The organism is Kitasatospora sp. NBC_01560 (assembly GCF_045208415.1).
GTDB lineage: Bacteria > Actinomycetota > Actinomycetes > Streptomycetales > Streptomycetaceae > Kitasatospora.
The window spans coordinates 9424401-9442999 of record NZ_CP109364.1; the positions used below are offsets into that span (position 1 = coordinate 9424401).

At 71.7% G+C, this 18599-nt stretch carries 23 protein-coding genes and 1 pseudogene; 11 read left to right on the plus strand and 13 right to left on the minus strand.

Annotation, left to right across the window (positions count from 1 at the left end; all coding sequences use genetic code 11):
* Positions 1-391 precede the first annotated feature (391 nt).
* Positions 392-1126: a dienelactone hydrolase family protein gene (locus OH807_RS40135; RefSeq protein ID WP_406210107.1), complete on the minus strand. Its 735-nt coding sequence runs from the start codon at positions 1124-1126 to the stop codon at positions 392-394.
* A gap of 423 nt (positions 1127-1549) precedes the next feature.
* On the minus strand, positions 1550-2071 hold the full coding sequence (locus tag OH807_RS40140) for an NUDIX hydrolase (RefSeq protein ID WP_406210109.1): 522 nt from the start codon (positions 2069-2071) through the stop codon (positions 1550-1552).
* On the opposite strand from OH807_RS40140, the gene OH807_RS40145 reads away from it, so the two are divergent.
* The 3 genes from OH807_RS40145 to OH807_RS40155 all read left to right on the plus strand — a co-directional run bounded on the left by OH807_RS40145 (position 2051) and on the right by OH807_RS40155 (position 3465).
* Positions 2051-2296 (plus strand): hypothetical protein, encoded by a 246-nt coding sequence (locus tag OH807_RS40145; protein ID WP_406210111.1) that lies wholly within the window; start codon positions 2051-2053, stop codon positions 2294-2296. The two genes, OH807_RS40140 and OH807_RS40145, sit on opposite strands and share 21 nt — an antisense overlap.
* Before the next feature lie 88 nt (positions 2297-2384).
* A complete protein-coding gene (locus OH807_RS40150) occupies positions 2385-2702 on the plus strand; it encodes a S26 family signal peptidase (protein ID WP_406210114.1) in 318 nt (105 codons plus the stop codon).
* A gap of 289 nt (positions 2703-2991) precedes the next feature.
* Positions 2992-3465: an OsmC family protein gene (locus OH807_RS40155; protein ID WP_406210117.1), complete on the plus strand. Its 474-nt coding sequence runs from the start codon at positions 2992-2994 to the stop codon at positions 3463-3465.
* Between the two features lie 163 nt (positions 3466-3628).
* Here OH807_RS40155 and OH807_RS40160 read toward each other — a convergent pair whose 3' ends face one another.
* On the minus strand, positions 3629-4450 hold the full coding sequence (locus tag OH807_RS40160; protein WP_406210120.1) for an alpha/beta fold hydrolase: 822 nt from the start codon (positions 4448-4450) through the stop codon (positions 3629-3631).
* A 264-nt stretch (positions 4451-4714) separates the two neighbouring features.
* Here OH807_RS40160 and OH807_RS40165 point away from each other — a divergent pair, with 264 nt between their 5' ends.
* Positions 4715-5254 carry a hypothetical protein gene (locus tag OH807_RS40165; protein ID WP_406210123.1) on the plus strand — a complete coding sequence of 180 codons (540 nt, stop codon included), beginning with the start codon at positions 4715-4717 and terminating at the stop codon, positions 5252-5254.
* Positions 5255-5402: 148 nt separating this feature from the next.
* Positions 5403-5822: a hypothetical protein gene (locus OH807_RS40170; RefSeq protein WP_406210126.1), complete on the plus strand. Its 420-nt coding sequence runs from the start codon at positions 5403-5405 to the stop codon at positions 5820-5822.
* 324 nt (positions 5823-6146) lie between these two features.
* On the opposite strand, the gene OH807_RS40175 is transcribed toward OH807_RS40170, so the two are convergent.
* The 7 genes from OH807_RS40175 to OH807_RS40205 form a co-directional block, all read right to left on the minus strand.
* A complete protein-coding gene (locus OH807_RS40175) occupies positions 6147-6443 on the minus strand; it encodes a hypothetical protein (protein ID WP_406210129.1) in 297 nt (98 codons plus the stop codon).
* A gap of 109 nt (positions 6444-6552) precedes the next feature.
* On the minus strand, positions 6553-7110 hold the full coding sequence (locus OH807_RS40180) for a hypothetical protein (protein ID WP_406210132.1): 558 nt from the start codon (positions 7108-7110) through the stop codon (positions 6553-6555).
* A 184-nt stretch (positions 7111-7294) separates the two neighbouring features.
* On the minus strand, positions 7295-8110 hold the full coding sequence (locus OH807_RS40185) for a class I SAM-dependent methyltransferase (RefSeq protein WP_406210135.1): 816 nt from the start codon (positions 8108-8110) through the stop codon (positions 7295-7297).
* A 169-nt stretch (positions 8111-8279) separates the two neighbouring features.
* Positions 8280-8852, minus strand: a complete 573-nt coding sequence (locus OH807_RS40190; RefSeq protein ID WP_406210138.1) for an SMI1/KNR4 family protein — start codon at positions 8850-8852, stop codon at positions 8280-8282.
* Positions 8853-9096: 244 nt separating this feature from the next.
* Positions 9097-10107 (minus strand): phospholipase, encoded by a 1011-nt coding sequence (locus tag OH807_RS40195; protein WP_406210141.1) that lies wholly within the window; start codon positions 10105-10107, stop codon positions 9097-9099.
* 185 nt (positions 10108-10292) lie between these two features.
* Positions 10293-10973 (minus strand): hypothetical protein, encoded by a 681-nt coding sequence (locus OH807_RS40200; protein WP_406210143.1) that lies wholly within the window; start codon positions 10971-10973, stop codon positions 10293-10295.
* A gap of 288 nt (positions 10974-11261) precedes the next feature.
* The gene (locus OH807_RS40205; protein ID WP_406210146.1) at positions 11262-11615 is read right to left on the minus strand and encodes a hypothetical protein; all 354 of its coding nucleotides are present in this window, start codon (positions 11613-11615) and stop codon (positions 11262-11264) included.
* Between the two features lie 518 nt (positions 11616-12133).
* Between OH807_RS40205 and OH807_RS40210 the strand changes: the two genes are divergently transcribed.
* The 5 genes from OH807_RS40210 (at position 12134) to OH807_RS40230 (ending at position 14640) form a co-directional block, all read left to right on the plus strand.
* Positions 12134-12307 carry a VOC family protein gene (locus OH807_RS40210; RefSeq protein WP_406210149.1) on the plus strand — a complete coding sequence of 58 codons (174 nt, stop codon included), beginning with the start codon at positions 12134-12136 and terminating at the stop codon, positions 12305-12307.
* 285 nt (positions 12308-12592) lie between these two features.
* Complete coding sequence (locus OH807_RS40215; RefSeq protein WP_406210152.1) at positions 12593-13261, plus strand: DUF4097 family beta strand repeat-containing protein; 669 nt, start codon at positions 12593-12595, stop codon at positions 13259-13261.
* A 169-nt stretch (positions 13262-13430) separates the two neighbouring features.
* Positions 13431-13703 (plus strand): hypothetical protein, encoded by a 273-nt coding sequence (locus OH807_RS40220; protein WP_406210155.1) that lies wholly within the window; start codon positions 13431-13433, stop codon positions 13701-13703.
* Positions 13664-14158: a DPP IV N-terminal domain-containing protein gene (locus tag OH807_RS40225; protein ID WP_406210158.1), complete on the plus strand. Its 495-nt coding sequence runs from the start codon at positions 13664-13666 to the stop codon at positions 14156-14158. The genes OH807_RS40220 and OH807_RS40225 overlap by 40 nt, the downstream gene beginning before the upstream one ends.
* Positions 14137-14640 (plus strand): hypothetical protein, encoded by a 504-nt coding sequence (locus OH807_RS40230; protein WP_406210160.1) that lies wholly within the window; start codon positions 14137-14139, stop codon positions 14638-14640. Before OH807_RS40225 ends, OH807_RS40230 begins: the two co-directional genes overlap by 22 nt.
* 713 nt (positions 14641-15353) lie before the next feature.
* Here the strand turns inward: OH807_RS40230 and OH807_RS40235 are convergent.
* On the minus strand, positions 15354-15851 hold the full coding sequence (locus OH807_RS40235) for a hypothetical protein (protein WP_406210163.1): 498 nt from the start codon (positions 15849-15851) through the stop codon (positions 15354-15356).
* A 442-nt stretch (positions 15852-16293) separates the two neighbouring features.
* Between OH807_RS40235 and OH807_RS40240 the strand changes: the two genes are divergently transcribed.
* Complete coding sequence (locus OH807_RS40240; protein ID WP_406210166.1) at positions 16294-16980, plus strand: HEAT repeat domain-containing protein; 687 nt, start codon at positions 16294-16296, stop codon at positions 16978-16980.
* A 59-nt stretch (positions 16981-17039) separates the two neighbouring features.
* Here the strand turns inward: OH807_RS40240 and OH807_RS40245 are convergent.
* A pseudogene (locus OH807_RS40245) lies at positions 17040-18019 on the minus strand (IS5 family transposase).
* Between the two features lie 73 nt (positions 18020-18092).
* A complete protein-coding gene (locus tag OH807_RS40250) occupies positions 18093-18512 on the minus strand; it encodes a peptidase inhibitor family I36 protein (RefSeq protein WP_396460602.1) in 420 nt (139 codons plus the stop codon).
* Positions 18513-18599 lie beyond the last annotated feature (87 nt).

Consider the following 18599-nt stretch of genomic DNA (forward strand, 5'->3'; position numbering starts at 1 on the left):
CGTCAGCGCTGCGTTGGTGCACCGGTTCTTGAAGGCGCTGCTTGCCCTGTGTTCGTCGGCCACAGCACGAGACTATGGGGAGCGGAACAGTCCACGGCAAGCGTCTCTCAGGAATCTGGTCGACGAGCCAACGCCGACGAAACGTCGCCGAGACGGGTCATTCGTTACCGACGGTCACCATCGCCGGACGCCACCTCGCAAGTTGACGCTCGGAAAGGCTCGCAAACTACAAGTTGAAACCCCTGGTCGCAGACAACGGACTCGCAAACTATCCGTTGAAGTCACATGACTCGCAGTCGGTGAGGGCCGGCACAACCCGCCCTCACCGACTGCGAAACAGTGCCAGGACTCCGGAAGCGTGTACTTCGGGGTTGATTTCCGGGCCGGAGCCTCAGCCGTTGGCCAAGGTGCGGCCGAGAAGTGGCAGCAGGCAGTCCCAGTGGCGCTGCAGTGCGGCGGGGTTGAAGGCATCGGTGTCGCGCATGGTGAAGCCGTGAATGGTGTCGGGGTAGATCTCGGAGGTGTAGCTGACACCTGCGGCATCCAGGGCCTGGTTGAGCTCGCCGAGGGCCTCGGGTGACATGTCACCTTCGGCGTGGCCGAGGTGGACCTGGGCGGTGAGCCTGGAGAGGAGGTCGGGCCCGTCGGCGCCTACGGGGCCGTGGAATCCGGCGACGGCGGCCACCTGGCCGGGGTGGGCCGCGGCGGTGCGCATCGCCAGGAGGCCGCCTATGCAGTAGCCGGTCACCGCGACCGGGCCGGCACTGACCTCGGGCCGCGTGGTGAGGAACCTGAGGTAGGCGTCGGCGTCGCTCAGGACACGTTCGGGGGTATGCGCCTCGATCAAGGGCATCACCTGGGCGAACACCGCGGGCCGGTCCTCTTCTCCGATGTACTCGGGAAGCTCGATCACCGGTGCCGGGCCGTGGCGGTAGAAGAGGTTGGGTACGAGTACGTAGTACCCGTGCCCGGCCAGTTCACGGGCCATCGCCCGCAGCACGGGCCGGATCCCGAAGCCGTCCGCGTACATCAGCACCCCCGGGTGCCGCCCGCCGCCGTCGGGGAAGGCGGCGAACGCGTCGGCCTGGCCGTCCGCGGTGGGAATCTGCAGCATCTTGGTGGGCATGAATCCTCCAGTCGTGGTTGATGTGTCGAGCCTGTGATCAACACACGACGGAGGCGGAGCCCGAGCAGCAGCGCGGAACCTTCGGTCCAACAGCGGGCCGGTGCCGACCCGTACGGTGCTCAGAAGAGCACCGGGTCACCAATCCGTGTGTGGCGCAATGCCGTCCCGGTAGTCATGGCTGCAACGTAACCCACCGGACAGAGCCGATGCCAGCCCCCCAAGCCACGGTGCTGTTCGCGAGAGTGGTCGCTGGTCGCTGGTCGCTGTTCGCGGGAGTGGTCTCGGTGGACACCTCGGGATCCTGAACCCGGTCGACGCGCTGCCCGTGACAGGGGCACCCACCTTGCCGCTGCACCGTCACCACCGCACGTCGGAACACTCCCTTCTGATGCTTGCCCTGAACCGCCGCGACCACATCGCCGGTCATCCGGCCGCCGGCTCGCCCGCACCACTGCCGAATCCGGACTCCAGATATCGGCGCAGAGCCTCCCGTCCTCCCGGAACGAAGAGCCATTCATCGGCGACTTCACACAGTTCGTCCACTGTCATCCAGTCCTGCCAGTCGATCTCGACCGGGGCCGGCACCAGAGCCTCCGACACGACGGCCTCATGCACCCCGAACCAGACGGGGCTGATCCCCGCCCGGCAGAGGAACTTGAACAGGAACCGCACCGGCACCCGAACGCCCAGCTCTTCAGTCAGCTCGCGGGCTGCCGCGTGCTCGTACGACTCGCCCACGTTCACGGCGCCGCCGACCATCACGTCGTAGTAGCCCGGGAACCGGGACAACGTCTCGGCCCGCCGCAGTACCAGGATCCGCCCCTCGCGATCACGACAGATCGTCGTTGCAATGCGATGCGGCCAGTTCTCACGCACAGCCTCGTCCCGGTCGACGATTCCCAGCACGCGGTCATGCTCATCGACATGCTCAACCAGTTCACTCATGGAGGCACGATCTCAGCCCCCGATGACAACGCCTGCGCACCCGAGCCGGACGCGGCCGAGTACCTGTGGGCCCCCGGGCGGAGTGGCGCGAACCTCTCCGGCGTCGTCCTCGACCGGCTCGAAGTCCACCGGGTACGACCGCTGGTCCGACTGCTGGTCCGGCTGCCCGCGCCGGCCGCAACCGGGGTGAGCGGCCGGCAAGGGCTACCTCCCGCCGAGAAGTAAATCGGTGGGGTGATGCAGGGGAATCTGCCACGATCATCGGATGGGTGCTTTGGATGCAGTGGCGGGCAGGGTTGCCGGTGGGGCCACCGTGACGTTCCGGCCCAGCGGCTCCTCGATGGTCCCGCTGATACGTAGTCGGCAGCAGGTGGTCGTTGCCCCGGTCGACCCGTCGAAGTTGGAGGTCGGCGACATCGTCCTGGCCCGTGTCGCAGGGACGGTCTACCTGCACTTGGTGTCGTCCGTGGACCTCGCCAGGAAGCGGGTGCAGATCAGCAACAACCGCGGCCGCGTCAACGGCTGGACCAGCCACGACCGGGTCTTCGGTATGTGTGTGTCGGTCGACGGCGTCACTCGGTCGGGGATCGTGGGAAAGGTGCTCGCGGCCGGCTTGAACGGCCCCTCCTGAACCTGACGTTCCGGCGGCATCGGGCGGCCGAGGCCGCACCGGGTCACCCACAACCGCCACGGCGGGGTACGGCACCTGTTGGCCGCCCTGGACGCGGCCGAGCACAAGCTCTACGGCCGGCTGCCTGATGCGGCACTGGCCCGCCGTGCTGCGGTCCCGTAACTCTGCTGCCTCCGCGGCCCCTTGATCGGACCGGCCGGCCGTGCGCCGTACGCTACCGGCCATGACGCACATACCTGCAGCACACCGGCCGGGTCTGGCCGAACATCTGCGAGACAAGGGCGCAGCGATGCGTGACGCCGCCCGGCGGCGGCCCGAGAGTTCGGACTGGGACGAGGAGATCGGCGCGGTCTGCGTGGCCGACGACGCCACCGGGGTCCGCAAGGTCCGGGTGGGCGACTGGTCGTTCATCGGCGACGGCGGGCCCGACATCGGCGGCTTCGGCCTCGGCCCGTCCTCCCCGGAGCTGCTCTGCGCGGTGATCAGCACCTGCCTGACCCACACCATCCTGTGCATCGCTGCGCTGGAGGACATCTCGTTGGACCGTGCCGAGGTGCGGGTGAACGCCCGCAACAACGATGCCCGGTTCTTCGGTGTGCCGACCGAGGCGCCCGCCGTGCCGTACGACCTGACAGCGGCAGTGGAGCTGCGCGGCTCTGCCACGCCGGAGGCCCTGGCGGAACTGCTGGCGGCCGCCGACGCGCGCTGCCCGATGCTGCAACTGGTCCGTTCGCAGCACAGTGTGACGGTGCATCTGCTCTGACCTCCTTCGGTGCGGGCCGGGCGGGCGGCCGTGCGGACCCCGCCGGCGCCGCGGGGTTGGCGCGCGGCGACGCCCGACCGGCAACCCGTCCCCGGTCCGCCCCCACCCCGCCCCGTCCCCACCCCGTCCCCGTCCCCGCCCCCGACCGGGGCCGGTCCGGCCGTCAGGGCCGGGCGAGGTGGGCCAGGAGGAGGTCGGCGAGGCGCTCGGGGGCACGGAGGGGCAGGTAGTGGTCGGCGGCCGGTATCCCGTGGGCGCGGGCACCGGGGACGTCGGCGGCGAGGCGTTCGGCGATCACCCCGATCTCCGGGTGGTCGTGGTCGCCGTGGACGACCAGCGTGGGCGCCGTGATGGTGCCGAGCCGGGCTGCGGCGTCGCCGTGCGCGGAGGGTGCGAGGTGGCGTTCGCTGATGATGCGCCGGTCCGCGTTGTCCGCCACCATCGCCTCGATGAGTGCTCCACCGGGTGCCGTGCGCCCCAGGGAGGCCCAGATCGACAGCTCCAGCGCGGCGAGGCGGGTCGCGTCCTGCTCGCGGCGGGCCGTGGCGTAGGCCGAGAGTTCTGGCGTCGACGGCCAGTCATGGCCGCCGACCGAGGCCCCGACCAGGGCCAGTGAGTCGACCCGGTCCGGGTGAGCGAGGGCGAAGTCGATCGACGTCTCGCCACCCATGCTCAGCCCGACCAGCGCGGCCCGCCGGAGGCCGAAGTGGTCGAGGACCGCCAGCAGGTCGTCGACGTCGCCGAACGGCGCGTCCGGCGATGAGGACCGGCCCAGGCCGCGGGCGTCGTAGCGGATCACCTCGTGGCTGCCGGCCAGCCGGGGCAGGACCGCGTCCCAGAGCCGGGAGTCCATACCGGCGCCGTGCAGCAGTACCACCGGGCTGCCGGTGCCGCGGCGGTCGGCCCAGAGGTGGCCGCCGCCGGGGACGGGGATGCGGACTTCGTGGGCGGGTGCGGGGTTCGGGGCGGGGATGTTCGTGGTCATACCGCGATGATCTCAGAGCGATTTGCGCGCTCACAGTGCCGAACGGGCCCCGGGTACGGGGCTCCGTGGCGGTCGGGCGGTCGCCACGGGCGCGGTGAGGGGTGCTCTTCGGCAGGGGTGACCGTCGTTCGGCGGAGCGGTACCCCGCCGTACCCCGTCGTACGTACCCCGCCGTACCGCGCCGCGCCCGGTGGCGGGGTGTGGCACTATATTGAACGTGTTCAAAGATGCGGGGGCGGGCTGCCGTCACAGAGGGGGAACGCAGTGAGCGGTGTGTCAGGGGTGGTGCAGGCGGCTGCGTCGTCGACCGAGACGGATCTCTTCGCCGTAGTGGCGGTGGCGCTGCTGGCCGCGCCCTTCGCCCTGCTGGTGGGCGGTGGCTGGCTGCTCTGCCGCCTCCTCGCCACCCGCCGGTGGGCGGAACTGCTGCGGATGCCCGGAGCCGTGGCACTGGGGGCCGCCGGGGTGGCCGGCTGTGCCTATGCCCGGGGTCTGTTCGCGATCCCCGGTCTCGACAGCTCGGAGGCGTGCGCGCTCCTGGGGCACGGCGACAGCATCGGGCAGGAGCGGCTCTTCCCGATCAGCGAGCAGTGTGTCGTGCGGGGCGCCGACAGCGGCGTCGAGCTGGTGCCGGGGTGGGTGAACCCGGTGGTCGTGATCGGTCTGCTGGTCGCGGTGGTGGCGGTCGCCGCCTCGGCCGTTCAGTGGACGGGCCGTCGCCGGGCGGCACGGGCGTTCCGGTCCGAGCCGGCCTGGGCCGATGCAGAGTCCGAGACGTGGCGGCCGGTGCCGCACGACCGCTGAGGGTCGGCGGAGCGGCGGAGCCAGGGAAATCCGGGGAATCCGCCGAATCCGCCGAATCCGGGGTGTGGCACCGGGGCGGGCGGGAAGACGGGCCCGGGGGACCAGTGGTGACGGTCCGCCACCACCGCCCACCGAGGAGGACCCACCCATGAACCAGCCCGTCCCTCCGAACCTTTCGGTCGCACACCTCACCGGCGAGGCCGCCGAACTGCTGCGTGCCGCCGGCGCCGCTCCCCAGGGCGGCCGTCCGGGCCTGCTTCACACGGCCGAGGCGGCCGAGACCGTCGGCGCCCTGGCCGGGCTCACCGCGCGCCTGCCGGAGCTGCTGGACCAGGTCGAGGCCTTCCTGAGCAGCGAACAGGCTGCGGGCCGGATCGGACCGGACCCCGCCCCGGCGGGCGACTCGGCCTTCGACGTGATCCGTACCGCCCGCGACGCCCGGGAACAGCTCTACGAGGCGAGCCGCACGGCCGCCCTGCTCGCCGACGTCCTGGCGGCCGCCGCCACCACCCTCGCTCCGCTGGGCGCGTCCCGTACGGCCGGAGGCCCCACCACGCCGCACGTCTGAGGCCGGGAGGGGGACGGCGGCGGGGGATTTCGTCGGGGAACCGGGGCGGGGAATGCGGCGGGTCCGGGCCAGTCAGGGCCGCCCGGCGTCCTCGTCTCAGTAGTCCATGATCTTCCTCCAGCCACCCCAGCTCGACGGCGTCGTCGGAGCGGTCGTCGCAGACCAGGACGTCGGGGCCGGCGAACCAGCGCCGGAGCCCACCGGTCGCCTCCGGCCCGTGCAGCGGAGGCACGAGAGCCAGCCGGCTCTCCAAGTACTCGGCATCGCCGGGGAGGCGCTCGCGCGTCCAGCCGCCGCCGTCCGCGCAGAGCGTGTTCTGGGACATCAGCAGGTCGACGACGGCGAGCGAGAAGCGGTCGGCGTACGCGCTCGGCGCACGGTCCGCCTCGTAGGCGTCGCGTTCCACCGCTGCCCGAACCGGGCGTACCACTCGCGCATCGCCTCCGGCAGCGCGAGGCCGAGCCGGCGCTCGGCGTCGGCCAACTCCCCTTCGGGGGTGCCGTCGCCGGGCCCGACCGGGGCCCCGAGGTGGGCGGCGAACCGCTCGACGAACCGGAAGGCGGCGGCCGGGCCGGCGAGAGCGGCGGGCAGCTCGACACGAAGATCGAAGGTTGTGGACATCCGCGAACGGTACCGCCGCCCGCCGACACGGCCGGGGGCTGTGCCGGTTGCGGCCGTCCGCAGCAGGCCCGAACGGAATTGCGGCCACGCCGCTCTCCCGGTTTGCGCCTCAGCCCAGGGTGGCGCCGCGCTCCCGGGCCAGGGCTTCGAGACCGTAGCGCGTCACGTGGTCCGGGTTGCCGAGGTCGACGGTCCGGATCCCGTGAGCGGCCAACTGCTCGTTGATCTCGTCCAGGTGCTGCTGGACGAGCTGCTTCTCGGCGTCGGTGGTGCGGCCCTTGTGGGGCTTGCCGGCGTGCTCCAGGCTCGCGTAGTTGATGCGGTCCTTGGACGACGGGGCGGGCTGGGCCTGGGCGGGGACGCTCCGCGTCACGCGCTTGGCTCCGCGCAGCACCTCGGCCATCGGACCGGCGGAGGCCAGCCGGTCGAAGGTGGCCGCCTCCATGACCACGGTCTGCGGCTCCTCCGCGTCCGGGTGGTGCAGCTCGAACGTCACCAGGTCGAGCGCCAGCTCCTCCACCGCGGACAACTCCTCGGCGAGTGCCTCGATCTCGACCGGGCCGTCGACGAGGTCGGGGTGTTCCCGCACGACGATGCGTACCAGCTCGGCGCCGTCCTCGGCGTGCTTGCCGGTCAGGTCCGAGAAGCGGATGACTTTCTGGCCCATGGGTTCCTCTCCTGGCTTTCTTGATCAGGCCGAGAGCTTAGCCCGAGCCGGAAGGGCCGTGGTCCGTTGCGCTGCCGGGCCTGCCCCGCCGGCAACAGGGCCGGGCCCGGAGCCCGGTGACGGTGGGTGCGGCCGTTCCCGGGGCTGCTCCGGCCGGTCCGGCCGTACCGGGGTACCGGGGGGGCTACGCCGGCTTCGTCGCGCGGAGGGAGTAGATCAGCGGCACGCGCGGGTGGCCCGGGGGGAAGCGGTAGCCGTTGTCGCGTTCGAGGACCGGGAAGCGCGGGAACAGGGTGAACTCGTGCTCGTGCAGGAACTCCAGGCGGAGGCCGGCGGACACCAGGGCGCTGACGACCTCGCCGATCCCGTGCTGCCACTCGACCGTCACGTTCGCGGTGGTGGCCGCGCCGAGGTCGGCGTAGGTGCCGGGCTCGTCCCACACCATCGGGTCGCGCCGGAAGTAGTCGGTCCCGACGGTCCGGCCGTCCTCGGCCAGGACGTCGGCGAAGGGGTGGAACTCGGCCAGGTAGAGGAAGCCGCCCGGGGCGACCAGCGCGGCCGCCGTCCGGGCCCAGCGGTCGATGTCGGGGAGCCAGCACAGGGCACCCAGGCCGGTGTAGACGATGTCGAAGGTCTGCGCGTCGAGCGCCTCGACGGCGTCGTACACGTCGGAGGTGACGAAGCGCGCCCCGGTGGCGCCGATCTGTTCGGCGAGGCCGTCGGCCGCGGCCACGGCCGGCTCGGAGAAGTCGAGACCGGTGACGGTGGCCCCGCGCCGGGCCCAGGACAGCGTGTCCAGGCCGATGTGGCACTGGAGGTGGAGCAGGGTCCGGCCGGTGACGTCACCGACCTCGGCGAGTTCGAACGCGCGGAGCACGTCGTTGCCGGCCACGAAACCGGGGACGTCGTAGAAGGCGCCGGCGGTGTGGATCGGGACACGCTCGTCCCAGTTGGCGCGGTTGGCTGCACGCCAGTCGGCGGGAACGGGGAGCTCGGTCATGACCGGTCACGCTAGCCAGCGACGCGGCCGGCGCTCAACCCGTTTTGTGGACGACTGCTCCGACCGGGTGCGCGCCCGCCGTCGTCGGAGGAGCGAGGGCCGTCGGCTCATGCCCCCGCCCTGCCGCTGCCCGGCCCGGCCCCGCCCCGCGGCCGCAGGCGGTGCGGCGTCAGGAGTGGTGTCCGAGGCGCCGGGCGGCGTCGGCCCACGGCTGTGGTTCGACGGCGTCGTCCTCGTGCAGGGCCTCCTCCTCCCACCAGCCGGTGCCGGCCAGCCAGACCCGCAGCCAGGCGGTCAGCGACGGCGTGTCCTGGAACCACGCGTCCGCCCAGTCGTCGGGGCCGGCGTTCGGCTCGAAGAGCAGCACGGGAGCGTCGGGGTGCAGGCAGTCGACGGCGGCGTACATCCCGCAGCCCCAGTCCATGATCGGGAGCACCCCGCGCGGCCAGTGCGGTGACGCGCCGTCCGCGCCGTCCGCGCCGTCCCGGTCCGTGCCGTACTCCTCCCGGTAGGCGGAGACGGCCGTCCGGCCCTCGCCGGTCAGGGGGAACAGGTAGTACTCCGGGCCGAAGCCGCCGTTCGCGACCTCGGTGTAGAGGCGTCCGAGCAGTGTGGGCAGGGCGAATCCGAGCTGCCGTTCCGCCCCGGCGACGTCCTCGGGGCCGGCCGTGGGCGCGAGCGGCCGTGCTTCGCCCGCGGCGCGGGTGGCGACCTGGCCGATCAGCGTGTCGTCGTTGTCCATGCCCATGATCGTTGCAGGCGGCGCTGACAACCACGGCCGGTGAGGGACCGGGCCAGCCCCCGCCGTCCTCGCCGGCCGTGACCGGGCGAGGACGGCGATGCGGTCGGGCTCCAGGGCGGGCCGCACACGGTGCGTCGGGCCGGGCGCGCGGTGAACTCGTGCGGCAGCTGGTCCTGGCGGCTCGGACCGACGTGGATTTCGGGGTGGATCCCGATGTGGATTGACGGGCCGCCCGGGAGACCCGTCAGTGGAACATGCGGTCCCCGGCGGTGGCCATGCGGTGGGTGGAGCCGTGGCGGTTCACCCAGTCACGGACGAGGTTGATCGCATTGGCGCACTGCCAGCTGTTGTCGTACTCGCGCACGCCGGTGAACGCGCCGTAGCCGGCGATGATGCCGTCCACGCGGGCGTCGCCGAGGAGCTTGTCGACGTACCACGGGTCGTTGTAGGTGGTCGTCCAGGACAGCGTGGCCGCGAGCCGCCCCGCCGCCCGGTCCCCGGCGCCCTTCTTCAGCTCCGCGCACGTGTTGTAGCTGGCCTCCGTGCAGTTGCCGAAGCCCTTGGTGATGTCGGAGTCGCCGTAGTCCATCGCCCGGTGGCCGGCCGGGAACCCCGCCCCGGACCGGTTGAAGGCCCCCTGGACCTGATCGCGGCTCCCGGTCGAGGTGATGCCCTCCAGGCTGCCGAGCCGGCCCTCCAGGCTCTTCCAGCCCCGGCCGCCGACGTCCGGCGTGTTGCCGCCGTGGTACTCGAAGAAGCCGTAGAGCACCTGGATCCCCGCGGCCGTCAGCCGCTGTGCCTTGTCGCGCAGCCCGGCGACGCTGCACCCGCGGTTCTCCTGCTCCCCGCAGTAGTTCGGGTCCTTGATGTCCAGCCAGACCAGCGCCAGCCGGCGTCCGGCGTTGGCGTTGGAGACGATGCGGTCGATCATGCTGTCGAAGCTGGGGCCCAGGCGGTTGTCGCCGGCCGAGGAACAGTCGTGGTAGGCGCGCCACTCGTTGGGATTCCACCACGAACAGACGTCGATCTCGATGCCGTTGGCGCCGTGGCCGAGTGCGGCGTCCACGCCGTCCAGGGTGTCGACCCGGTGCGCGATGGCGTAGACCGCCTGGCGTTGGTCGGCCGCCGCCGCCGCCGCCACCGCCGGCTCGGCGCCCGGCGAGGCGGGCACGGCCGAGGCGGGGGCGGCCGTGGCGACCAGCGCGGCCACGGCTGCGGCGGCGAGACCGAGGGAACGGCGTACGGTTGGCTTCACTGACTCTCCCTTGTCCAGGTGGGATCCGATCCCGCGCCCGGTGGGGCTGGTCGGACGTGATCCAACCGTCGCGTACACGTCAATGATCGGGGAGTGGCTTCCCGGCCAACTTCGTGCACCGATTGGCCGTACGGGAAGGGTTCCCGCCGCTGGGGTGGTCGGGAGTCGGCGAGGGACGGCGATCGTCAGATGCCCGGGACGGCGTCCTTCGCGAGCGTGTGCCAGTTGGTGACGATCGGCTTGTCGACCGGCGTGGGGCCGACCGGGAGGCCGGCCGGGTTCGGGTCGGCCTTGCCGATCGCCACGATGACGTCGGTGAACTCGATCGCCTTGTTGTCCTTGGTGGTCTTCGTCATGACGCCCGCGTACGCCACCTTGGTGCCACTGAGGGTGATCGGCTCGCCGGCGCTCTGCTCGGCGCCGGCGGCCTCGATGCCGCCCGAGCCGAACGCGATCGTGGGGTGGCCGGCGGGGAGCGTGCAGGTGATGCCCGGCTTGGCCTTGGCCGAGATCAGGATGTAACCGCCGGCCTGGGATTCGCTCTTCGTGCCGAGGACCAGGTCGTTGGCGCCGCAGGCCTGGCCGGGGCCGCTCTTGTCGGCGGCGGGGGAGGAGGGCGCGGACGACTTGGGTGCGGTGGCGGGCTGCGTCGGTGCGGCCCCGGTGGGTGCGGCCCCGCCCGGTGCCGCGGAAGTCGGGGCGGCGTTCGGGGCGGTCGGCGCCGCACCGCCGGCCGGGACGGCGGTGGTGGTCGCGGGGCCGGCGGCCGTGGAGCCCGCGTCGGCGTTGTCCGGCCCGCAGGCCGTCGCGGTGGCGGCGAGTACCGCGACGGCGGCGGCGGTGAGAGCGAGGCGGCGCGTGCGCATGGAGGTCTCCGACTGTCGTTCTGCCGGTGCGTTTCACCGGTGTGATCACGTTAGGCGGAGGTCGTTCACGGCTCGGTGCGGGAAATATCCCGATCCTGTTTCAGAAACCTTCGACGAGCGGGCAGTACACGCCCCGACCGCACCCCGACCGCACCCCGCCGGGCATCGCTCCGGGCCCTCCCCGAGGGTGGCGCGGACGCCGGACCGGCTCCGACGCGCCCCCGGGTCAGGGGGTCGGCGTCGGAGCCGGCGGGTGGCGTTCGGCGTGCGTCGTGCGGGGCCCGGCGGTCAGACGGTGTCGTACACGATGCCGGAGCAGCGGTCGGGGGCCCAGCTGATGTCCACGCACACCTTCCACTGGAGCGGGCGGCCCTCGCCGGTGGTCACGACGAAGTCGCGCCACGAGCCGTTGCCGTTGTAGTTGACGATGCGGTCCTGCTTGACCCCGTCGATCCAGTACTCGATGAAGACGCCGTTGCCGTCGGACTTGGAGTCCTGGAGGCCGAAGTTGTTCCGGTTCGGGTCGTAGTACGCGTAGGCGCCGGTGACGGAGGTGGCCGACGCGGCGGCGGGGCCGACGGCGGCGAACAGTGCGCCTCCGGTCAGGACGGTGGCGAGGGCGATCTTTGCGGTCCTTCGCATGATGGGTCCCCATTCTCGTCATGGATCTCTCCGGGAGGCGGCCGGGCACGCCCGGCGGCCTCCCCCCACGGCCCGCGGGAGCGGCTCGCCGCCTCGGGAGAAGCCTCACCCGGCCCCGGGCGTGCGGTCTTGGAGGAATGCGTACCGCCGCTTGCTGGGCCGGCGGGATCCGCGGGCGGGGTGCGGGCAGGGTGCGGGCGGGGTGCGGGTGGTCGCCCGTGGGGTGCCCGGGTTCGTTGGCCGACGGGTTGACGATCGTTGACGATTCGGCCGTTGTCCCACCGCGGACCGAGGGAGCGTCGACCGCCATGAACGTCATCCCTGCCACCCTGCCACTCTGGTGCTGACGGTCCGGATCCGGTCGCTTCCGGCCGGTTCCTCACCACGCACCTCGGCTACCGCGAGGTGCCGGCGGGCGAGGGGTCCGTGGGCCTCACGCGGGACGGCGCGGTTCCGGACGTGCTGCTGCACCGGCGTGGCCTCGAACTGCCGCCCGGCGGGGGTCCGATGAGGTGCTCGTGTCCTTCGCGGTCACCGACGTGGCTGCCGAGTACGGGCGGCTCCGGCGCGAGGGTGCGGCCGTCACCGCACCGCTCCGCCGCGAGCCCTGGGGGGAGGGCGTGGTGGAGCTGACCGACCCCAACGGCATCGTGGTCCGGCTCGTGGAGTGGATCCCACCCGCCGGAGCCTGACGTCCTGGAGTCCTGACGCCGGCCGGTCCGCGGACGGACGCCGGGTCGGTCGCCGGACGGTGCCGCAGCATGCCCGCGGCCGTCGGTCCGCCAGTTGCGTCCACCTCTACTCATTGCAACGTTACTACAGACATGCGTTGCGTTGAATTCGGGGCCGTTGCAACGATTTATGCAGCATCTACCATGTCATATCGATGATTTGCCCCGATTGACTTTATTGCCGAATCCATGAAGGCAACGTAGTGTTTCCAATGTCGGAAACAGAAACCACCAGAGGAGAGCATCATGCAGAAGTTCGACACCACCACCCCGGTCTCGGTCGTCCTGGACGTCCCCGCCGGCCGCATCCGGCTCGTCGCGGCCGACCGGGCCGACACCGTCGTCGAGGTCCTCCCCGTGGACGCCTCGAAGGGCCGCGACGTGAAGGCGGCGGAGCTGACCACCGTCGAGTACGCCGCCGGCGTCCTGCGGATCGAGGCCCCGGTGGCGGAGAACCGCCTCCTCGGCAACCCCGGCTCCGTCGAGGTAACGGTCCAACTGCCCGCCGGCTCCCGTGTCGAGGCCAGGACGGCCGCCGGCGAGCTCCGGAGCACCGGACGGCTCGGCGACGTCACCTTCGAGGCCGCGGACGGCTCCGTCGAGCTCGCCGAGACGGCGGGCGCCCGCGTGACGCTCCTCTCCGGCGACATCTCGATCGGCCGCCTGGGCGGCTCCGCCGAGATCAGCACCCGGAAGGGCGACATCCGGATCGCCGAGGCCGTGCACGGCACCGTGGTGCTGCGCACCGAGGCCGGCGCGATCTCGGCCGACGCCGCCCCCGGGGTCTCCGCGAGCCTGGACGCCGGCACCGGCCACGGCCGGATCCACAACGCGCTCAGGAACGCCGACGGCGCCGCAGGCCTGACCATCCACGCCACCACGGCCTACGGCGACATCACCGCCCGCAGCCTCTGAGTAGCGATCCTCCCGGCCCGGCCCTGACCCTCCGCCACCCAGGAAGGACCAGAGACATGGCCACCACCCAGGACTACCAGGACGCTGAGCAGCTCCTGCGCCGGCCGGCGGTTCGGGCTGGTCGCCCCGGCGGCGGGCGCCCGCGGGCCGCTCTTCGACCACGCCCGGCTTGCCGCCACCCTGGCGGCCGCCTTCGAGCAGCCAGGTCGACCCGGCGGCGCTGCCCTTCCTGGCCGTCTCACCGGCCGTGGACGCCGTGGAGTTCGACGCGTTCGGCGAGCACTGGCGCTTCCGGACGGATGACGGCACCTGCGAGCGGGCCGCGGCCGCGCCGCCGGGCAACCCGCTGGAGGTGCTGTCGCCGGACGGGAAGGTTGCGGTGTTCCGGCACGGGCACGACCTGTGGCGCGCTCGACAGCCGACGGCCGCACGTGGCCGCTGACCGCCGACGGTGCCCCGGCCCGCCAGTACGGCGCAGGACCGGAGTCCACGGGCAACGCCACCCTGCTGCGAAAGGTCGGCCTGCCGCACCTGCCGCCCGCGGCGGCGTGGTCGCCCGACTCGACGAAGGTGCTGGCGCACCGCACCGACGAGCGCGGCGTCCGGCAGACCCACCTCGTGGAGGCCCGGCCCGCCGATGGCGGCGAGCCCCGCCTGCACACCCAGCGGTACGCCCGCCCGGGGGACGAGCACCTGTCGCAGGCCGAGCTGGTCGTGCTGGACGTCGCCATGGGCTCGGTGGTCCGCGCCCAGGCCGCGCCCCTGGCCATGCCGCAAGCCGACTTGTCCCGGCTGCCCCAGACCTCCCTAGGCAGGCCGAGGGCCTTTGCCGCGTCCCGCACGATCCGCTTCCCGGCCGCCGGCTCGCAGATCTTGTGCTCGGCCGGCAGCCGGTAGCAGAACTCGACCAGATCCGGGCTCACGCCCGCGACAACAACGCCAAGGCCGCCTCCGCCGCCCTGGCCGCCTCCGAGAGCCTCCTCGGCCAGTCCCGCGACGGCGCCGGTGAGCCCGCGTGGATCGACTTCTATCACCATGCCCGGCTCTCCGCCGACGCCGCCGAAATCTTCCGCGACCTGAAGAACCCCAAGGCCGCACTGGCCTGGAACGCGCAGGCCGCCGCCATGCAGCCGGGCATGTTCACCCGGTCTGTCGGGATGCGTCTGGCCATCGTGGGAAAGGCCCACCTCCAGGCCAAGGACCTCGACCAGGGCCTGCGGTTCGGCCACCAGGCCGTCGACATCCTCGCCCGCGTCCAGTCGACCCGGGCCCTGGACTACGTCCGCGAGTTCAACACCGCCCTCGCCCCGTGGCGGCGCGAGTCGACCGTCCGCGAGCTTGTCCAGCGCACCCGCACCGAGCTCGGCATGGCGGCCTGACCCCCGCGCCTGCGGGGAGGACAGGGCCGGCGCCCAGCTGGCCCCGGGGACCGGGCGCTCGTCCAGCGCTGGATCGTTCGTGCCGAAGCCGGCATAACCGGGCTGCCGCGCCGGCCGCCTCCCGGTACCGTCCGGGGCAATACCGCGGTCGGCGCAGGAGAAGGTCTCCCGCCGCTTGTGGATGGTGCGCACGTGCCCCCGCTGTAGCGCGGAGGCCGGGCAGGACTGCCGTGCGGCCGGGCCGTGGAGCCTGCTGCCCCACGACGAGCGGGTCCAGTCGATCCTCGACGAACGGAAGGCCCGCGAACGGCGGGGAACCTGCCCGGCCTGCGGCCGTCCCCCTCGTGAAGCGTGCGCCACTACGAACGGGGGCCGCACCCCGAGCGCCTTGCCTGCAAGAACACCGCCGCGAACGGTGCGCCGGCTGACGCCCCTGAGCAGTAGCAGAAGCGACTCCTGTCACTCGCAAATCGGCTCCGGCAAATGACCCGGCACTCTCCGGCCCTGGCCCTGAAGTGCCCGCTGAGAGTTTCCGTGTGGCCTGCCGGCTCGGCGCGCGCAGCCACGTCGGAGAACAGGGCGAGTAGTCCCTCGGAGGCGGTCCCGTGGCGGGCTGTGGCACGGGTGATCCCGGTCGGCGGGTACGTGGTGTCGGGTCCGCGGGCCGTCCGTCGGTCCGCGGACCCGACACCCGGTTCGGGGCCGGCTGTCCGTCAGGCGGCCAGGAGGACCCAGGATCCCAGCCCGTCGCAGCGGTTCGCCTCGAACCTGCCGGCGCGGAAGCCGGGCGGGATCGGCGAGCCGGGGCAGGTCCAGACGCCGACTCGGGCGATCAGCTGGTACCAGGCGCCGATGCCGCTGCAGTAGCTCGTCTGGTGGCCACCCAGGACATAGCCGGGCGGAATCGGCGAACCCGAGCACGTCCACTGGCCGTCTGCGGCGGGCACCTGGTACCAGGCGCCGATGCCGTTGCAGCCGGTGGGGTTGTAGCCGGCGAGGACGTACCCCGACGGGATGGGTGCACCGGAGCATGACCACAGGCCGGTCAGGGTCGAGGTGGCGGGTGCGGGTACGGGTGCGGCGGCCACCGGGGCCGCGCCGCCGAAGGCCACGGCGGCGAGCATGGTCACGATGCCGAGCAGCGTGGCGATCCACTGCCGCAACGCGCTGGGGCTCTGTCCTAATGCGGGTAGGTCGAAGCGGTTCTTCATGGCAACACCGGTCCAATCGGGTTCGGTCGGAGTGTCTCGACAGGCAAAACCTCGAACGGTGGGGCAGCCCGTACTCTACGGATCGCTCCTCGTGTCCATGACATTTTCACCTTCGGCGGGCGAACCTGTCCTGAACCGGTCGTCCCGCCTCGCCCTCCGACCGCCTCGCCGGCGTCAGGGACCACGCGCCACTCACCGGCCCCGCCCGTAACCCGATCGACCGAGCCCGTCCGGGCATCGGAAGCCGAATCTCCGCACGGCCGCGCGCCGAGCAGCGGGCGCGGGCCGAGGCCGTGAAGGCGGCCCGCCGGGTACTGCCGTGCGAGGACTGCGATACCGGGCAGGCGGGTGGGCTGTGCGGGTCGTGCTGGACGTTCTGCGGAACGCGGCACCGGGGCAGGCACACTGGCGGGCGCTTCGGGTGTCTACCGGCCTCGGGGTAGTGGCACTGGACGGTTATGCAGGCGCGTTGACGCATGAGGACCCGGTAGTGCGTCGCGCGGCGGTCATGGCCATCAGCAAGTGCGGGGACGACGGAGTGCTGCTCGCGGAGCGTGTGGTGCCGTTGCTGGGCGACCCGGACGCGGAGGTGCGGCGGACGGCCGTGCGGTCGTTCTCATCGTGGGGTGCGGTTGCGGTGCCGCTGCTTCAGGCTGTGCGTCGCGCTGGCCCTGGTGCCGCGCGTGCGGGCGCTCTGGAGGCCCTGGCGGAGGTCGGCGGTGAAGCGGTGATGAGCGCTCGCGACATGGCGGCGTTGGAGAGACTGGTACGGATCAAGCTGCCGGACGACGCGCCCGCACCCATAGCTTGCTGCTTCCTCTCCTGGATCGCGGTGAGCACAGGCGACCAGGGCGGGGTAATGCAGTTGCTCGGCCTGTCGGCGCCGCGACCAGTGCCGCAGTCTGAGCGCTCCGGTTGGGGCGCTCAGGCTGTGAGCGGAAGGCTGCGGTCTTCTACGGCCTCGCGGGCTCCTGGCCGGCTCCACTGCGTCCCTGGACGGCCCGATCGACCGAGGTCTGGTCGAGGGCCCGAGTCAGGTCCCGGTTGGCCGCCCGTGCGGGGTCCAGGTCGGCGCGCGCCTCATCCATTTGTCCTGTCAGTTCCACGGTCCGCTGTTCCAGCCGGGTGATGGTGCGTTGGAGTTCGTCGACGTCGGCGGGCGCCCCTAGGGCGTGTGTGATGTCGTGATCAGTCGGCGGTTTTGAGGAGGTCGTCGATCCAGATCACGGCGGCGCGGAGGTGGAGGCCGGCGAGGTAGCTTTCCGGGGTTTTGTCGTAGCGGGTGGCGATGCCTCGCCAGGCTTTGAGCTTGTTGATCAGGCGTTCGACGGTGTTGCGTTCCTTGTAGAGGTCGGCGTCGTGGCTGATGGGCCGGCCGCCTTGCGTGCCCTTCTTCTTGCGGTTGGCGGCCTGGTCCTTCTTTTCTGGGATGACGGCCTTGATCCCGCGTTTACGCAGGTAGGCGCGGTTACCGCGGGACGAGTACGCCTTGTCCGCAGCGACCGCGCCGGGCGTCGTGCGGGGACGGCCGACCGGCAGGCGGATTCTCACCTTCGCGAGCACGGGGATGAACTGCGGGCTGTCCCCGGCCTGCCCGGCGGTCAGGACCAGCGTGAGCGGACGGCACTGGCGGTCCGCGGCGAGGTGAATCTTGCTGGTGAGGCCGCCCCGGGACCGGCCGAGCAGGGCTTCGGTCAGGCGGATCTTGTGTTTTCGCCGGATGCGCCGGCGTTCGTCCTGTCCGTTCTGTTCCTCCGCGCCGCCCCCTTTTGCCGGGCTGTCTCCTGCTCCTGCCCGGCTTCTTCCAGGGCCTTCATGAGGTGCTTGCTGACCCGCATCCCCGCGGCGTCGTGGTGGGCGCGGACCGTGGTGGAGTCCACGCTGACCAGCGACAAGTCCGTTCTTCCCGCCCGGGCACCCTCGGCGATCAGGCCCTCCAGCAGGGCCGTGAACACACCGGCGTCCCGCCAGACGCGGAAGCGTCCGTAGACGGTGGCCCAGGGCCCGAACTCGGCAGGCATCTCCCGCCACTGCCCACTGGAGCGGAACCGTCAGATCACCCCCTCGAACTGCTGCCGCAACCGCTCCGGATACGGCCCGTACCTACCGATCGGCAGATACGGCTCGATGAACTTCCACTGGGCATGAGTGAGTTGCCTACGCGTCACGACCACAGTCGTACCGGATTCCACGCCTCGAACAGGCCAGAACCCAGCAGTTGATCACGGCATCACACGGGCCCTAGTTGTACGACCCGTTGAACGAGGAGATGCGATCGTTGAAGGTGTTTACGCCGAAGTAGGAGCCGTCTGCGTTGTAGATCGTCACCCTCCTCAGGTCGGCTGCGGCCCACCCGGGGTACAGCTTGATGTATTTCCCGCCCTGGTCGTAGTTCTGGTAGAAGCGCTCGACCAGGTTGGTGTTGTTGACGATGGAGGACGTCCGGTCGTTCGCCATCCCGTTCAGGACCGCGTTCAACTGGATGGCGCCCAGCCTGCCCCGGAAGTCGTGCCTGAGACCGTTGTAACCAGTGTCTTCGTAGAGGCACACGAAATCGGACGGGCAGTCTTCCCCTGCCGCCTGGGCCGGTGTTGCGCCAAGTGTCACGCCACCGACCAGTGCGGCCGTGGCAAGGAGGACGGAGAATGCGCGTGATCGCATGGAGTTCCTTAATCGCGGCCCAGCGGCGGGCCGGGGCGACAGTGAACGAGGGACTACACCACGGGAGTTCGCCGTGCTGGCCCAGCC

Coding starts and splice junctions, on each gene's coding strand:
- OH807_RS40235 (WP_406210163.1), bottom strand. CDS start 15,851: ATGAAGAACCGCTTCGACCTACCCGCATTAGGACAGAGCCCCAGCGCG.
- OH807_RS40200 (WP_406210143.1), bottom strand. CDS start 10,973: ATGCGCACGCGCCGCCTCGCTCTCACCGCCGCCGCCGTCGCGGTACTC.
- OH807_RS40170 (WP_406210126.1), top strand. CDS start 5,403: ATGAACCAGCCCGTCCCTCCGAACCTTTCGGTCGCACACCTCACCGGC.
- OH807_RS40160 (WP_406210120.1), bottom strand. CDS start 4,450: ATGACCACGAACATCCCCGCCCCGAACCCCGCACCCGCCCACGAAGTC.
- OH807_RS40250 (WP_396460602.1), bottom strand. CDS start 18,512: ATGCGATCACGCGCATTCTCCGTCCTCCTTGCCACGGCCGCACTGGTC.
- OH807_RS40190 (WP_406210138.1), bottom strand. CDS start 8,852: ATGGACAACGACGACACGCTGATCGGCCAGGTCGCCACCCGCGCCGCG.
- OH807_RS40215 (WP_406210152.1), top strand. CDS start 12,593: ATGCAGAAGTTCGACACCACCACCCCGGTCTCGGTCGTCCTGGACGTC.
- OH807_RS40155 (WP_406210117.1), top strand. CDS start 2,992: ATGCGTGACGCCGCCCGGCGGCGGCCCGAGAGTTCGGACTGGGACGAG.
- OH807_RS40180 (WP_406210132.1), bottom strand. CDS start 7,110: ATGGGCCAGAAAGTCATCCGCTTCTCGGACCTGACCGGCAAGCACGCC.
- OH807_RS40175 (WP_406210129.1), bottom strand. CDS start 6,443: ATGTCCACAACCTTCGATCTTCGTGTCGAGCTGCCCGCCGCTCTCGCC.
- OH807_RS40135 (WP_406210107.1), bottom strand. CDS start 1,126: ATGCCCACCAAGATGCTGCAGATTCCCACCGCGGACGGCCAGGCCGAC.
- OH807_RS40140 (WP_406210109.1), bottom strand. CDS start 2,071: ATGAGTGAACTGGTTGAGCATGTCGATGAGCATGACCGCGTGCTGGGA.
- OH807_RS40185 (WP_406210135.1), bottom strand. CDS start 8,110: ATGACCGAGCTCCCCGTTCCCGCCGACTGGCGTGCAGCCAACCGCGCC.
- OH807_RS40205 (WP_406210146.1), bottom strand. CDS start 11,615: ATGCGAAGGACCGCAAAGATCGCCCTCGCCACCGTCCTGACCGGAGGC.
- OH807_RS40145 (WP_406210111.1), top strand. CDS start 2,051: ATGCTCAACCAGTTCACTCATGGAGGCACGATCTCAGCCCCCGATGAC.